This window comes from Saccharomonospora marina XMU15, assembly GCF_000244955.1.
In the GTDB taxonomy this organism is placed as follows: Bacteria; Actinomycetota; Actinomycetes; order Mycobacteriales; family Pseudonocardiaceae; genus Saccharomonospora_A; species Saccharomonospora_A marina.
Genome location: NZ_CM001439.1, coordinates 2,696,645 through 2,710,975, shown reverse-complemented (window position 1 = coordinate 2,710,975; position 14,331 = coordinate 2,696,645). Strand labels below are relative to the sequence as shown.

15 protein-coding genes are annotated in these 14,331 nt (G+C 71.4%); 7 read left to right on the top strand and 8 right to left on the bottom strand.

Going from position 1 to position 14,331, the window contains the following annotated elements:
* Position 1: 1 nt before the first annotated feature.
* Both SACMADRAFT_RS12835 and SACMADRAFT_RS12830 read left to right on the top strand, forming a co-directional pair.
* Positions 2-1,384, top strand: a complete 1,383-nt coding sequence (locus tag SACMADRAFT_RS12835) for a dihydrolipoamide acetyltransferase family protein (protein WP_040925675.1) — start codon at positions 2-4, stop codon at positions 1,382-1,384.
* Positions 1,381-1,638 carry an acyl carrier protein gene (locus SACMADRAFT_RS12830; RefSeq protein ID WP_009154250.1) on the top strand — a complete coding sequence of 86 codons (258 nt, stop codon included), beginning with the start codon at positions 1,381-1,383 and terminating at the stop codon, positions 1,636-1,638. Before SACMADRAFT_RS12835 ends, SACMADRAFT_RS12830 begins: the two co-directional genes overlap by 4 nt.
* A 236-nt stretch (positions 1,639-1,874) precedes the next feature.
* Here SACMADRAFT_RS12830 and SACMADRAFT_RS12825 read toward each other — a convergent pair whose 3' ends face one another.
* Positions 1,875-2,201 carry a rhodanese-like domain-containing protein gene (locus tag SACMADRAFT_RS12825; protein WP_009154249.1) on the bottom strand — a complete coding sequence of 109 codons (327 nt, stop codon included), beginning with the start codon at positions 2,199-2,201 and terminating at the stop codon, positions 1,875-1,877.
* Positions 2,202-2,476: 275 nt separating this feature from the next.
* On the opposite strand from SACMADRAFT_RS12825, the gene SACMADRAFT_RS30390 reads away from it, so the two are divergent.
* The 4 genes from SACMADRAFT_RS30390 to SACMADRAFT_RS12810 all read left to right on the top strand — a co-directional run bounded on the left by SACMADRAFT_RS30390 (position 2,477) and on the right by SACMADRAFT_RS12810 (position 5,060).
* Positions 2,477-2,647: a hypothetical protein gene (locus tag SACMADRAFT_RS30390; RefSeq protein WP_009154248.1), complete on the top strand. Its 171-nt coding sequence runs from the start codon at positions 2,477-2,479 to the stop codon at positions 2,645-2,647.
* Positions 2,648-2,664: 17 nt separating this feature from the next.
* On the top strand, positions 2,665-3,081 hold the full coding sequence (locus SACMADRAFT_RS12820) for a hypothetical protein (RefSeq protein WP_009154247.1): 417 nt from the start codon (positions 2,665-2,667) through the stop codon (positions 3,079-3,081).
* Positions 3,078-3,752, top strand: coding sequence for a PIG-L deacetylase family protein (locus SACMADRAFT_RS12815; protein ID WP_009154246.1), 675 nt, complete (start codon positions 3,078-3,080; stop codon positions 3,750-3,752). Before SACMADRAFT_RS12820 ends, SACMADRAFT_RS12815 begins: the two co-directional genes overlap by 4 nt.
* A gap of 222 nt (positions 3,753-3,974) precedes the next feature.
* Entirely contained in the window at positions 3,975-5,060 is a 1,086-nt protein-coding gene (locus tag SACMADRAFT_RS12810) for a baeRF3 domain-containing protein (RefSeq protein ID WP_009154245.1), read from the top strand.
* Here the strand turns inward: SACMADRAFT_RS12810 and SACMADRAFT_RS12805 are convergent.
* Together SACMADRAFT_RS12805 and SACMADRAFT_RS12800 are read right to left on the bottom strand one after the other, a co-directional pair.
* Positions 5,050-7,575 carry a glycoside hydrolase family 65 protein gene (locus SACMADRAFT_RS12805; protein WP_009154244.1) on the bottom strand — a complete coding sequence of 842 codons (2,526 nt, stop codon included), beginning with the start codon at positions 7,573-7,575 and terminating at the stop codon, positions 5,050-5,052. The two genes, SACMADRAFT_RS12810 and SACMADRAFT_RS12805, sit on opposite strands and share 11 nt — an antisense overlap.
* Positions 7,576-7,584: 9 nt before the next feature.
* Positions 7,585-8,580: an Acg family FMN-binding oxidoreductase gene (locus tag SACMADRAFT_RS12800; RefSeq protein WP_009154243.1), complete on the bottom strand. Its 996-nt coding sequence runs from the start codon at positions 8,578-8,580 to the stop codon at positions 7,585-7,587.
* Positions 8,581-8,702: 122 nt separating this feature from the next.
* Between SACMADRAFT_RS12800 and SACMADRAFT_RS12795 the strand changes: the two genes are divergently transcribed.
* A complete protein-coding gene (locus SACMADRAFT_RS12795; protein ID WP_009154242.1) occupies positions 8,703-10,034 on the top strand; it encodes a wax ester/triacylglycerol synthase domain-containing protein in 1,332 nt (443 codons plus the stop codon).
* 7 nt (positions 10,035-10,041) lie between these two features.
* On the opposite strand, the gene SACMADRAFT_RS12790 is transcribed toward SACMADRAFT_RS12795, so the two are convergent.
* The 5 genes from SACMADRAFT_RS12790 to SACMADRAFT_RS12770 all read right to left on the bottom strand — a co-directional run bounded on the left by SACMADRAFT_RS12790 (position 10,042) and on the right by SACMADRAFT_RS12770 (position 14,076).
* Positions 10,042-10,323, bottom strand: a complete 282-nt coding sequence (locus SACMADRAFT_RS12790; RefSeq protein ID WP_009154241.1) for a hypothetical protein — start codon at positions 10,321-10,323, stop codon at positions 10,042-10,044.
* Between the two features lie 115 nt (positions 10,324-10,438).
* On the bottom strand, positions 10,439-12,202 hold the full coding sequence (locus tag SACMADRAFT_RS12785) for a sensor histidine kinase (RefSeq protein WP_009154240.1): 1,764 nt from the start codon (positions 12,200-12,202) through the stop codon (positions 10,439-10,441).
* 197 nt (positions 12,203-12,399) lie between these two features.
* Positions 12,400-13,314, bottom strand: a complete 915-nt coding sequence (locus SACMADRAFT_RS12780) for a DUF3048 domain-containing protein (RefSeq protein WP_009154239.1) — start codon at positions 13,312-13,314, stop codon at positions 12,400-12,402.
* A gap of 15 nt (positions 13,315-13,329) precedes the next feature.
* The gene (locus SACMADRAFT_RS12775; protein ID WP_009154238.1) at positions 13,330-13,599 is read right to left on the bottom strand and encodes a DUF1876 domain-containing protein; all 270 of its coding nucleotides are present in this window, start codon (positions 13,597-13,599) and stop codon (positions 13,330-13,332) included.
* Between the two features lie 102 nt (positions 13,600-13,701).
* Complete coding sequence (locus SACMADRAFT_RS12770; protein WP_198286027.1) at positions 13,702-14,076, bottom strand: hypothetical protein; 375 nt, start codon at positions 14,074-14,076, stop codon at positions 13,702-13,704.
* Positions 14,077-14,331 lie beyond the last annotated feature (255 nt).

Here is a 14,331-nt window from a genome sequence, read left to right as displayed (position 1 = left end):
CGTGGCACAGTTCCTGATGCCGTCGCTGGGCGCGGACATGGACGAGGGCACCGTGCTCGAATGGCTGGTGCGGCCCGGGCAGCGGGTCGCGAAGGGCGACATCGTGGCGGTCGTGGACACCGCCAAGGCCGCGGTGGACGTCGAGTGTTTCGACAGCGGCGTCGTCGAGTCGATCCTCGTTCCCGCAGGCGAGAAGGTGCCGGTCGGTACGCCACTTGCCGTCATCGGTGCCGGCGAGGCGCAGCCGTCCGAACCGCCCGTCGGGCACGCACCGGCAACCGGCCAGCAGCCGAAGGTCGAGCCCGAACCGAAGCCCGAACCGAAGCCCGAGCCCGGGTCCGGGTCCGGGTCCGGGTCCGGACCGAAGCTTGAGCCGGAGCCCGAGCCGCAGCAAGCCGCGCCCGCGCAGCAGCGGGTGTCGCGGGAGCGGGCCACTCCCCCGGTTCGCTCGCTCGCCAGGCAGGCGGGGATCGACCTCGCGACGGTGCACGGCACCGGCCCGGAGGGCACCGTCACCCACGCCGACATCGAACGGCTGCTGGCGCCACGCCGTCGACGGGTGTCGCCGTACGCCCGCAGGCTGGCGCACGAACTCGGGGTGGACGTTTCCGCGCTGCCGGGCACGGTGCACGCCCGCGACGTGCGGGCGGCGGCGGGCAACCGGCCCTCCGCCGCGACCGCAGCCGAGACCGCCGCGGTCGAGCCCCGGCGCAGCCGGGGTGAGGACATGCGCGCGGCGATCGCCACGCTGATGGAGCGCTCGAAGCGGGAGATCCCGCATTACTACCTGTCCAGCACCATCGACCTCGACGCGGCGCTGAGCTGGTTGCGGGAGTACAACCGCGACAGCGGCATCGCCGATCGGGTGTTGCCGAACGCGTTGCTGCTCAAGGCGACCGCCCTGGCGGCGGCCAGGGTCGGCGAGCTCAACGGGCATTGGCTGGACGGTGGGTTCCGGCGAGCGCAGAGCGTGCGGCTCGGGGTCGCGGTCTCGTTGCGGGGTGGCGGCCTGCTCGTTCCCACCCTGGAGGAACCGGACTCCCGTCCGTTGGAGGAGCTGATGCGCACGCTCACCGACGTGGTGTCGCGGACGCGTTCAGGGCGGCTGCGTTCCTCGGAGCTGCGGCCGGCGACGATCACGGTCACCAACCTCGGTGATCTGGGCGCCGAGTCGGTGCAGGGCGTGATCTACCCGCCGCAGGTCGCGGTCGTCGGCTTCGGCGCGATCGTGCGCAGGCCGTGGGCGGTGGGTGAGTTGCTCGGGGTCCGCCCGGTGGTCACCGCGGGCCTGGCCGCGGACCACAGGGCGACCGACGGTGCCACCGGCTCCCGCTTCCTCAACGCACTCGACACCGTGCTGCAACGACCGGAGGAGTTGCGATGACCACCACACCACTTGACCCGCGACGCGCCAGGGAGGCCGTCAACGAGGCGTTGCTGGAGATCGTGCCGGACGCCGACGTGGCCTCGCTCGGGCCCGACGACGAGCTGCGGCAGACGCTGGAGCTGGACTCCATGGACTTCCTCGCGTTCGCCCGCAGGCTGTCGGAGTCCACAGGGCAGCCCATCGACGAGTACGACTACGACCGGCTCACCACCGTGCGCGCCTGTGTGGACCTGCTCACCTCGCGGCGCTGACGGCCCTTTCGGCCCTGTGCCCAGGGACTTTCGACCGTATTGCACGCCACATCCGGTGCGCACTCTGGAAAGTGCACGCGGGGCGCTCGGGGGCGCTTCCGCGGGCGGGTCACTTCCGGGGGAGGTGACCCGTTGGAGCACTACGCCGGGGTCGCTCGGGGCCGACCGCAGAGTGCTCCGGAAGTGGGGCAGCCGCAGGCTGCCCCACTTCCCACTTCCGTTGCCGGTCGGTGTGCTCAGGCGGCGTTCTCGCGCGGACCGCGCAGCACCGGGCGGCCGTCGCCGGTCCAGGCCGACATCCCGCCCGCGACCGAGCGGGCATCGAAGCCCGCCTGCTCCAGTACCGAGGCCGCCATCGCGCTGCGGTTGCCGCTGGCACAGATCACGTAGATCCGCTCACGCCTCGGCAGTTCGGCCATCCTGGACGTGAGGGAACTCAGCGGGTACAACCGGGCGCCGGGAACGTGGCCACCCAGGTACTCGGCAGGCTCTCGAACGTCGACGACAAGTGCGCCCGCACGTTGCGCGGCGGCGAATTCCTCCACGGATGCTTCTCGACTCATGCCTCGACCATATACCCCGTGGGGTATGCTCGCCAACGTTGCGAACGTCGCGGTAGCGACCTATCGTGACAACAAGTGGATACCCCCCTAGGTATATTTGGAAGCGTGTGGAGCCCCGACCCGACGGGGGGTTTCGACCATCCGGTGCGGCAGCCGCCGAGCCGGAGCCGAGGGGGGTCGCGCCCGCCCCCAGCGCGACCCCCCTTCCCAACCGGAAACGCGACGGACGCCGAACACGACACCGTCGAGGGAAGAACGACGAAAGCGAGGACAGCATGTGCCGACGAGTCACGTGCCCCAAGTGCGGCAAGCCCACCTTCGCGGGTTGCGGACAGCACGTCGAGCAGGTGCTCGGTGACGTGCCCGCCGCCCAGCGCTGCTCCTGCGGGCAGAACGAGCAGGCCGCGGCTCCTGCCCGCAAGCCCTGGCCGTTCGGCCGCCGCTGAGTAGACGGGCGAAGACGATGACGAAAGGTCGCCGCGGGCTGGCCGCGACACTCGGCGCACTGGTCGGCCTGGCCGGACACGGCCTGGCAACCGGGCTGCTCACCCAGACAGCGACGCCCCTGCCCTGGTGGGCGTACGTGACCTGGTTGGCGGCGGGTGTGCTGTCGGGCTGGCTCGCGGCGACCTACGTCAACCCGGCAGGCGGTCTCGCCACCGGCTGCACCAGCTGCGGCAGGGTGGCGATTCTCACCATCCCCATGTCGATCTTGCTCGCCTCGCAGGCGAGCCTGCCCACGAGCGTGCTGGCTGTACTGCTGCTCGCGTTCGGGCTCGCACAGCGGTTGCGAACCGGCGACGCCTGCGCCGTCCCGGTCGCCGAACCCGCCGCCGCGACGGCGCAGCAGGAACGCGATTCCGAAGGCGGCCGATCATGACCACACTCGAGAGCACCCACCCGATCACGCGCGTTCGGCGCGCGCTCGCCGTGGTCGCCCATCCCGACGACGAGTCCTTCGGGCTCGGCGCCGTCGTCGACGTGCTGGCCCAGCACGGGGTGGAGTCCGCTGTGCTGTGCTTCACCAAGGGCGAGGCCTCGACACTGCGCGACGAGCGCGAAGGCTCACTCGCCGAGATCCGCACCGAGGAACTCGCCGCCGCCGCGAAAGTGCTGCGGGTCTCCCAGGTCGAACTGCTCGACTACCCCGACGGCGGACTCACCGCCGTGCCGCTGGCGGAGCTGAGCGCCCGGGTGCAGGCAGCCATCCTCGCCGTGTCGCCCAGCCACCTGCTTGTGCTCGACACCGGTGGTGTCACCGGTCACCCCGATCACCAGCGGGCCACGGAGGCGGCCGTCGACGCCGCGCGCGTGGCCGGGCTGCCCGTGCTCGCCTGGGGACTGCCCACCGACGTGGCACACGCGCTCAACGCCGAGTTCGGCGTCGCCTTCACCGGACACGACCCCGCGAAGCTGGGTCCGCCGCTGCACGTCGACCGCGCCAGGCAGTGGGAGGCCATCCGCTGCCACCGCAGCCAGTCGTACGACAACCCGGTGCTGCGGCGCAGGCTCGAACTGCTCGGCGACCGCGAGTACGTGCACCTCCTCTGAACCCCGCGAGTCCTGCGCTCCCGCCCCCGAGTCCCACGCTCCCGCCCCGTCAGTTCCGCGCTGATGTGCCGCGACGCCGCGAAGTGGCCCCGACCCGTGGGGACTTTCGCCCCTTCTCACCTCGCCCGCCGCGGCGGGAGCGTGGCAGGTAGGAATCGCGGCGATCGCACGCCCCTGGCCGGGCGAGCCGAGCGCCGAAGGCTGTCGAGCGAAGGAACAACCGTGGACGCGTTCTCCCGCAGCGATCTCGACCTGCTCACCCAGCAGCAGGACCAGCCGTGCGTGTCGCTCTACCTGCCCACGCACCCGGTGCGGACCCGCAACCAGGAGGACCCGATCCGGCTGAAGAACCTGCTGGCCCGCGCCGAGCAGGAACTGGTGGAGGGTGCAACGAGGGCCCCACAGGCAAGGGAGATCCTGCGACCGGGGCGTGAGCTGGTGGAAACCGAGGACTTCTGGCTCTACCAGGACCGAGGACTGGCGCTGTTCCTGCGGCCCGACTGGTGGACCCGGTACCGGCTGCCGATCGAGTTCGACGAGCGGGTCGTGGTGTCCGACCGGTTCCATGTGACGCCGCTGCTGCCGATGCTCACCGGCCAGGGGCGCTTCTTCGTGCTCGCGCTGAGTGAGAAGCACGCCAGGCTGCTGTCGTGCACCCGCACCGGCGCCGCCGAGGTCACGGTGCCCGGCCTGCCGCAGGGTGTGGCCGAGGCGCTGCCCTACGACGAGCCGCAACAGGTGCGTGGCCACCACGTGGGCGGAAGGGTCGGCGCCAAGGTCCGGACCATCCTGCACCGGCAGGGGATCGGGGCCGAGGTCGAGAAGGAACGCCTGGAACGCTACGTTCGCGCAGTCCACGACGCCGTCCGCCCGGTGCTGCGGGGCAGGCACGAGCCGCTGGTGCTGGCCGGGGTGGACTACATCAGGGCCGCCTACCGGCAGGTCGCCGACTACCCCGAACTGCTGCGTGACGGCGTCGCGGGCAACCCGGACAGGGTTGCCGACAGCGAGTTGCGTGACCGCGCATGGGAGCTGGTCTCGCCTGTGCTGACCCGGCAACAGGACGAGGCCGCCGCCGGCTACCGTGCCGCGCTGGGCACCGGGCTGGCATCCAACGACCCGGAAGAGGTCGCAGGCGCCGCCGAGGCCGGACGCGTCGCGGTGCTGTTCCTGTCCGAGGAGGCCACCGCCGACGAGCGGCTGCAGCCCGCCGCCGTGCAGACACTGCGCACCGGCGGCACCGTGTACGCGCCCGCCGACGCGGGCGTGCCCGACGGCACCGGCGTCGCGGCTGTGTTCAGGTACTGACCGAGGGGCCTGCCGCGTTCTCGCCCTGCTGCGGCTGCCGCCCGATCGGCAGCCGCAGCGTCTGCCCCGCGGCGAGCCGGTGGGTCGTCGTGCCCAGCCAGCCGACGTCGATCGGGTTCGCCGCGCACGGCACGGCGCGCAACACCGCCTCCTGATGGTCGATGTGAACGGAAAGCCACTGTCCCCTGTAGTGCAGGTCCAGATCGAGCGCGCGCAACTCGGTCGGCAGCCTCGGGTTCAGCCACAGCACGTCCTGCCGCACCTCCAGTCCGGTGTAGCAGCGTTGCAGGATGTCGGCCGAGGCGGCCATGGCTCCCAGATGGATACCTTCCCCGGTGCTGTCCCCCCGGTTGCTGAGGTCGTGTACCAAGGCGTCCCGAAGCAGTCGCCACGACCTCGGCCGGTCGGTGCGCGACAACACCCAGGAGTGCGCCACCCTGCTCAACGTCGACCCGTGCGAGGTGCGGGCAAGGTAGAAGTCCACCGTCGGCGGGATGGTCGCGGGGTCGAAGGCGTACCCGAGCCGGTCGAGCAACCCGGTCAGCTCCTCCGCGGTGAACAGGTAGAACAGCATGAGCACGTCGGCCTGCTTTGCCACCTGGTAGCGGTTGCAGCTGTCGTTCTCCGCCTCGAGGATCAGGTCCAGCCTGTCCAACTCGCCGTAGCGGGCACGGTAGTGATCCCAGTCGAACTCGGAGAGCCGCTCGTACCCCTCGAACTGCGCCAGCAGCCCGTTGTCCAGGAAGCTCACCCGTAACCGCCTGCTGATGCGGTCCCACTCGGCCAGTTCGTCGTCGCGGAGGTCGAGCCGGTCCCACAGCTCACCGCAGTACTCGGTGCCGAGCAGTCGGTGCGCCTCCACCGCTCTCGCCAGCAGCCACGCGACCATGACGTTGACGTAGGAGTTGTTGTCGATACCCTGCCCCGGCCGGTCCGGGTAGCCGTCGTGGAACTCGTCCGGCCCCATCACCGCCCGCACGTCGTAGCGATCGTCGGCGGCGTCGTACTCCACCAGATCCGCCCAGAAGCGAGCGATCTCCACCAGCAGTTCCGCGCCGTAGGAGGCGAGGAAGTCCAGGTCGCCGGTGACCTGCCAGTAGTGCCACAGGTTGTAGCCGATCGCGAGGTTCACGTGGTACTGCCTTCGCGAGTTGTCGGCCATCCATCTGCCGGAACGGGGGTTGAAGAACCACTGCGGGGTCTCCTCCCTGCCGTCGCTGCCGCTCTGCCACGGAAACATCGCCCCGCGCCGCCCGTGCTGTCCGGCCAGCCTGCGGGCCTGGTCGAGCCTGCGGTGCCGGTAGCCGAGCAGCGCCCTGGTCAGCCGGGGCACCCGAAAACTCAGCAGCGGGAAGACGAACAGTTCGTCCCAGAAGACGTGTCCCCGGTAGCCCTCACCGTGCAGCCCGCGCGCGGGCACACCCACGTCGAGGTCCGCGGTGTGGCCGGTGAGTGTCTGCAGCACGTGGAACATGTGGAAGTTGATCGGTAGCTGCCCGTCCGGCCCGTCGTGCGTTCCGATGCGGAACCGCCGCCACAGGTACTTCCACGCCTCGGTGTGCGCGTCGAGCAGTTCGACGAACGAGCCGGCGCCGCTCACCGTGTCGCGCGCCGCCAGCAGTGGCTCGGAGATCGCCCGGTCGCGGGAGGTGTGCACCGCGACCACCTTCTCGACGACGACCGGCAGGTCGGGCCGGGCCTCGACGAGGAACTCCCGCCCGACGACGCCGGGCTCGGCGACGGCTCTGGGCCACACCCGCGTGTCGGGCTCGGCCCGCAGTGTGGTGCGCGCGGCTTGCGCGATACGTAGCTTCGACTGCACGGTCCGCGCCACCAGCCAGGCCACCTCACCGGCGTCGCGTTCCCCGCTCTCGGTCTGCTCGAGGTGCTGGCCGGAAAGCCCGGCGAACGCGGCGACGTTGCCGTTGCTGATCCGGCCGTCGATGGTGGAACGCACCTCCAGCGGACCGGACCAGTTCCTGGGCACGAGTTCGGTCCGCAGCGCGGCCAGGTGTGGCGAGGCCATCGACACCAGCCGCTGCTGGCGAAGCGTGGTGCGCCTGCCGTTCTCGTCGGTGACCACGGCCTCCCGCAGCAGCACCCCGCGCCGCAGGTCGAGAACCAGATGCTGGTGCGCCAGCGTGCCGTAACCCGCGCCGAACCACGGTTGACCCGGTATCCGAAACGTCAGCGGCAGCCAGTTGGGCAGGTTCACCACGCTCTCGTCCTCACGCGGGCGTCCGTGGGGTGCCGACGACAGCCGGTTGTACACACCCGCGACGTACGTGCCCGGATAGTGCACACCGTCGGCCACCGCCTCCGGATCCGCGCCGCGCACACCCAGGTAGCCGTTGGCCAACGTCAGCAGCGCCTCCCTCGACGCAACGTCCCGCGCCTCGTCGTCGCGGTAGGAAAGCAGCCACTCCTGCTCCCTGGAAGTCGGCTCCGCGCACAACGCGCAGCCCTCGTAGCCGCCGCCGGGTTCGGTGGGCCGGTCGGTCGTCGATGTGGACATCGCTTCCCCTCAGTCGGTATCGGTGCCACCGAGCAGGTCGGTGGCGCTTCGGCGAGGGGTGGGTGGCACGGTGCCGCTCGGGTAGCCCACCCGCATCAGCAGCTGCGGGCAGCCGTCGATGTCCAGTTTCTCGGTCAGGGCGTCGCGGATCGGTGGCAGGTGCAGCGGCTGGGTCTGCACGGCCGCGGCGAGTCCGGCGGCCACGGCGGCCAGCCAGGTCCGCTGCATCGCGATCCCGGTGCGCACGTGGTCGAGCCTGCCGTCGCCCTCGGAGCTGAACAGCAGCACGGTCTCGCTCTCCAGCAGGCCGATGAGGGTCTCGCGGTCGGGCAGGTCGGTCAGCGGCCGAACCAGCCCCACCCACGGCAGCTGCCCCCCGGTTTCCGGTAGCGCGCTGCGGGCGATTCCGGCGCCGTGCCGGTGCGAGTCCTCGTCCCGGATCGTCCACAGCGCGCGCTCCCGCTGGTAGCCGCGGTCGGCCTGCTGGATGCGCGCGGCCTCCGTCAGCTCGTCGGCGAGCGCGGTCAGTTCGGCGCGGCCGCGTAACCGATCGGCGTGCACCCCGGCGAACGCGGAATCCTCGACGAGCCGGTCGGCGACCTCGTCGGGCACGGACCGGTGCGCGAACGGTTTGCGGTGGCTGGTTCTGCGAGGGATGGCACGGAACAGCTCCCGGTCCCGCCCGCTCGGCTCACCGGGCCCGGTGACGGTGAGCCGGGCGATCAGCGTCGGCTGCCCCTCGTCGGGCAGCAACGACATCGCGGTGTGCCTGCCGAGCACCCGGATCGCCAGTTCGGTGTTCGCCACCGCCGCGCCGCAGGAGATGACCCGGTCCCGGCCGAGCGGGTCGTGGTAGGGCAGCGCCACGTCGGCTCGCTCGTGCAGCAGCACCTCGTCGCCGCGCATTTCCAGCGACCAGGGCTGGATGTTGAGTATCGAAGGCGCCCGGCCGATCGCCTCGGTCAGTACCTCGGTCTCACCCGTTGACCACTCGGGTGCCGTCATGACTCGCCCTCCGGTTGCCGGTCTCGCGTCCAGCATCCGCCTTCCGTGCGCGCCTGGCAGGCGGCGGTCGTCACCGGCAGTTGAGGCTTAGTCCCCTAGCGGCGAGGGAATCCTGACCGACGATGGACCGGGACCTGCCGATCGAGCGGGCGAGCTCGAGCGATCTGATGATGCTGGCGACGGGCAGCCGCCGGGTGCCCGAGCAGATGGCCGCCGTGCTGCTCCTCGAACCAGGTCCGGCCTTCGACGCCCGCTCCGCCGCCACTCTGTTCACCCGCAGGGCCGCCGCGGTGCCACGGCTGCGGCAGCGGCTGGTCGGCACACCGCCGGGCTGTGGACGCCCGGTGTGGGTGGACGACCCCGGTTTCGACCCCGGCGCCCACGTGCACACCGCCCGCTGCCCCGCACCAGGCGACGAGCAGGCGCTGCTGGACCTCGCGTGCGCGATCGCGACGAGCCCGTTGCCGTGGTTCCGGCCGCTGTGGTCGGCCACGCTGGTGACCGGTCTGGCCGACGGCACGGTGGGCCTGGTCGTGGTGCTGCACCACGTCGTGGCCGACGGCCTCGGTGGCTTGGCGCTGCTCGGCGCGCTCACCGACGGGCCAGGCGTGGACGGCGCCACGGCGGCAGAAGTGCCGCGACCGCGACCGCGCGTCGCGGCGCTGGCCGCGGACGCGGTGGCGGACAAGGTACGGGGGCTGTCACGACTTCCGGGTGCGGCAGCGACCGTGCGCGGATCGATGGCGTCGGTGGGTGGCCTGCGGCCTGCCGGGGTCGCCGACAACTCGCTGCTGCGTCGCAGCGGCACGCGACGCCGGGTTGCGGTCGTTCGCACCGACCTCGAGGCGGTGCGCGCGGCCGCCCACCACCACGGCGGCACCGTCAACGATGTCGTGCTGACCGCCGTCGCCTCGGCACTGGGCGGGTTGCTGAGCCGCAGGGGAGAACGGGCGCACAGCCTCACCGTCGCCGTGCCGGTCGCGGCTCGCCGTCCGCAGGCCGGTTCGGGGCTGGGTAACCGGATCGGCATCATGTTGGTGCCGGTGCCCTGCGACGGTCCGCCGCGGCAGCGGTTGGCTACGGTGGCCGCGCGCACCCGGGTACTGCGTCGGGCCACCACCCATCCCCCACCGCTGGAGTCGCTCGGCCCGGCGTTTCGGCTGGCCGCCAGGTTGGGGCTGTACCGGTGGTTCATGGTCCGGCAACGACGGATGCACACGCTGGTGTCGAACCTGCGGGGGCCGCGCTCACCGGCCAGTTTCGCGGGCGCGCCGGTGCGTTCCATCGTCGCGCTTCCGGTCGGGGAGGCGGGCAACATCACGGTGTCGTTCGTGGTGCTTTCCTACGCGGGAACGCTCGCGATCACCGTGACCGTCGACCCCGACCACGTGCCACGACCGTCCACACTGGCCGAAGACGTGCTCGGCGCACTGCGGGAACTGGGCGCCGCCTGACCGCGGCTCAGTCGGGCCAGGCGAAATGTGGCTTGCCGGAAAGCGTGATCTGAGCCGCCAGGTGTGCCGCCCTGGCTATCGAGCTGTCCGCCGAGAGTTCGGGATCGGGTTCCAGCTGCTGCATCAGTGCCAGCAGCTCACCGCCGATGCGTTGCACCGCGGCGCCCATCACGTCGGGGTCCGGGCCGGTTTCCAGCGGCGCGGTGTCCGGCCGCAGCGCCGCGATCACCACCGCGGCCAACTGTTCGGCCACCCGCTGCGCCGGTTCGTCGAAGTGTGCCGTCGTCATAGGGTCCCCTCCCAGCCGCTGCGACCAGATTTCCCGCTGCGAAGCCGGAACTGAAGGGCCTAAGGTCCCCGGTTGGGCTCGCGGCGGAATCGGTGCGGCACGGTTGCCGGTCGGCTCAGTCCGGAACGGACAGCGGAGCCGTCCAGCAGAGCACCGTCCCTCCGCCTTCGCGTGGCTCGATCCTCGCCTCGCCCGCGCATGCCTCGGCGCGCCGGTGCAGGTTGCGAAGCCCGCTTCTGCGTCCCTGCGGGGGCGTTCCGATGCCGTCGTCGGCGACGGTGATCGTCACCGACTCGTGGACATCCACCTCCAGCAGCACCTGGCTGCCCTTGGAGTGACGCACGGCGTTGCTGATGCCCTCCCGCACGACTGCCTGCACGTGTTCCACCAGGTGCTGCGGCACGAGCGTGTCCACCGCGCCGGAGATCCGGATCGACGGCGACATCCCGGTGTCGGAGGTCAGCTCCGCCACGATGTCCAGCAGCGCCCTGCGCAGGCTGCTGCCGCCCTGGTCCCTGCCCATGGAGTGCAGGTCGAAGATCGAGGTGCGGATCTCGCGGACCGTCTGGTCCAGGTGCTCCACCGCTTCCTGGATGCGCCGGTACGCGTGCGGGTCGCTGACCTGCCGCAGCACGCCCTGCAGTCCCATGCCGGTGGCGAAAAGCCGCTGGATCACGTGATCGTGCAGGTCCTGGCCGATGCGGTCGCGGTCGGCGAGCAGCGCGAGCTGGCGTTCGCTGTCCTGCTTGTTCGCGAATTCCAGTGCCAGCATGGCCTGCGCGGCGAACGACGCCAGCAGCTGCACCTGGTGACTGTGGAACTGCGAGGCACCCTTCTCCCTGACCGCGAGCAGCAACCCGCTCGCGCCCGCCGTGCTGCGCAGCGGGCTGACCACCGCGGGCCCGCACAGCTCGCTCACCGGACTGGGCAGGGTCGTGGTGGCCGCGTTGAGGTCGGGGACCGCCTTCGGCTGCAGGGTGCGCATCACGTCGGCGAGCACGGAGTCCACCGTGAACACCCCACCGGTGGCGATGTTGTCGCCGAGCTGGCCCGACACCGCACCCACCGTGGCTGTCTCGCCGTCGCCGTTGCCGTCGACCAGCAGGATGGCGGTTCCGGCCGCGGCGGCGAGTTCCCTGGCGAACCAGGCGATCCTGCCGAGGGAGTCGTCCAGCGAGGCGCCGGCGAGCATCTCGGCGTTGATCGTGGCTACGGCTTCCAGCCAGCGTTCCCGCATCCGGGACTGCTCGAACAGCCGCGCGTTCTCCACCGCGACCCCCGCCGCCGCGGCCAGCGAGCGCAGCACGATCTCGTCGTCGACGGTGAACTCTCCCCCGCCGCGTTTCTCGGCCAGGTACAGGTTGCCGAACACCTCCTCGCGCACCCGCACCGGCACACCGAGGAAGCTGCGCATGGGCGGATGGTTGGGCGGGAATCCCACCGACGACGGGTGGTCGGCGATGTCGGCGAGCCGGATCGGTCTCGGGTCGTCGATCAGCAGGCCGAGCACGCCGTGGCCCTGCGGCAGGTGTCCCATCCTGGCCCGGGTCTGCTCGTCGATGCCTTCGTGGACGAACTCGGCGAGACCGCCGCCCTCGGCGCCGTCGAGCACACCGAGCGCGCCGTAGCGGGCGTCCACGAGTTCCACCGCCGCGCGGACGATGCGTTGCAGTGTGGCGTCGAGTTCCAGCTCGCCACCCACGGCCAGCACGGCGTCCAGCAGGCCCTGCAGTCGATCACCGGTCCGCGATATCTCGGTGAGCCGATCCTGAACACCGCCGAGCAGTTCGTCGAGTTTGAGCCCGGCCAGTTCCTGGGTCACCTGCGGGTGCCGGAGCTGTTCTCCTGCCGAGCCACCGGAGCCGTTCCTGGTTCGCATACCGGGTTCCCTTCGCCGAGAGGCGATGCCCCAAGCCGACTCACCCGGGCCACGCGCATGGCCTCGCCCCGTGGCGGGGCCGAGCGGGTCGGCAACGCCGTTCCCGCTACAAGACCTACCCGGCAAGCGGGCAACTAATCCCCGAGGGACTTTCGACCCTTGCCGCGCAGGCGCCCTCGGCCGAGGCCGCGCGCGGTTCAGTCGCGCACCAGCAGAATCCAGACCGGCCCCTCGGCGAGCGGAAGTGCCTGCCCGGTGTCGGTGGTGAAGCTGGTGCCGTCGTCGGGGTCGGGGCGTGACCATCCGGCGTCGAACGACCTGCCGTCACGCAATACCGTGGCGTCTCCCGTTCCGATGGTGTCGAGCACCGGCGAAGGCGCGCCCGCGGCGTCGCGTATCGCCGTCCCTGGCCGGGTGGTCACGTGCTGTACCACCACGGTCGCCGCTTGCAACTGTCCCGTCTCGGTCGACACCAGCGGCGTGCCGTTGAGCTCCACCAGCCACCGGCCCGCCTGGCCGTCCCACTCGAAGCGCAGGCGCGCCGCCGGGTAGCGCACGGTGTGCTCGGCGACGGGTGTGCCGCCACTGGGCGCGGGGGCGAAGCGCAGCACCTGGTCAGCTCCTCGACCGGAGCCCTCGGGCAGTTCGCGTGGCCGGACGTAGAGGTTGTGCGGTGCACGACGGGAGTCGTCGCGGAAGTAGGCGCCCGGCTGCTGCGCGGGCGAGACGTTCAGCAGCGGCGCGTCCGCCAGCAGCGGGCCGAGTTCGGGCGCCGCTCCGGAGAACGCCAGCGCGGGGCTGCCGTACTGCGAGAGCAGTTCCAGGTCGGTCTCGCGGGCGCTGCGCACCGGCCCGGCCACCTCGGGAAGCTCGCTGGTGTAGACAGCGGCCAGCCGGGTCAGCCCGCCTTCCACCGGTTCGCAGTAGATCACGTCCGCCGAGCCGAGCCCGGTCTGCGGGCGCGCGGCCGCCACGTTGTCGATCTTGATGGCCAGTACCGGCCTCTCACCGGGCTCGTCACCACCGGTGAGCAGCAGCCCGCCGACGATCGCGGCGGCGATCACCAGCACCGCTGCGGCTGCGGCCAGCGACAGCTTGGTCCGGCGCGTCACTGCGGCGCGGCCCGGTTACCTGGTCAGGTGGGCGGGCCGGTGGGTGACCCCTTCGATGTCGGCGGCGGTCGCCTCGATGAGCTGGTGGGACAAATCCGCCAGCGCCCTGGCGACGGCGAGTTCGTCGCCGATCTCGGGCACGTCGGTGTCGCTCGGGTTTCGGCGGGCCAGCCCGACGCCGGTGCGCTGCGTGCCGTCCCTGGTGTGGAGCCTGGCCTCGGCCCTGGTGGTGTCGGCGTGTTCGTCGATGAAGATCTCCATCTTCCACTTGATCGCGTGGCCCATGTCGGCCTCCTTGGCTTCGGGTGCGCCTCTCGACGACCAAGCCAAACCCGCGAAGCGCCGGGCACCGAAGGGACTTTGGTCACCGATCCGCGACCGCGCCGCTCACAGGGACACCACGAGCACTCCCAGGATCAGCAGGCACACCACCTTGCCGACCTCGAGCCCCACGTAGCCGAAGTGAGCCCTGGACCTGGGCAGTTCCTCGCCCGCGAGTGCACGGTCGGTGCGCCGGGACAGCGGCGGCCGCACGAGGGCGACCTGTACCAGGAGGATCGCCGCCACCGCGATGGTCAGGCCGAGCACCGCGGCCGGCGCCCCGCCGAGGAACACGGCCAGCAGCGCGGTGACGGCCAGCACCGCTTCGACGGTGTTGAGTGCCCGAAACACCAGCCGCCCGATGCCGAGCCCCAGCGGGATGGTGATGCCTGGTGCGCGGAACTTCAGTGGCGCCTCGATGAACGAGATGCCCACCACCATGCCGAGCCAGCCGAACACGACCGCGCCGGTGATCGCTGCTGCCGTTGAGCTCACGCCTCGCCGTCCTTTCGTTCGCGCGCCCACCACCTGCGGGCAGGCGCTCGGCCTCGCCTCAGCCTAACGCTGTTGCCAGCCTGCCAATTGTGTGGCCGGTCGCCCGCCTCCGCGCGGCGAAACGTCCGATTCACCGCCGGTTGTCATGATCTGCCGCCGATTGTCGCCGCTGCCGAGCACGTCACCACGCGGGGCAGGACC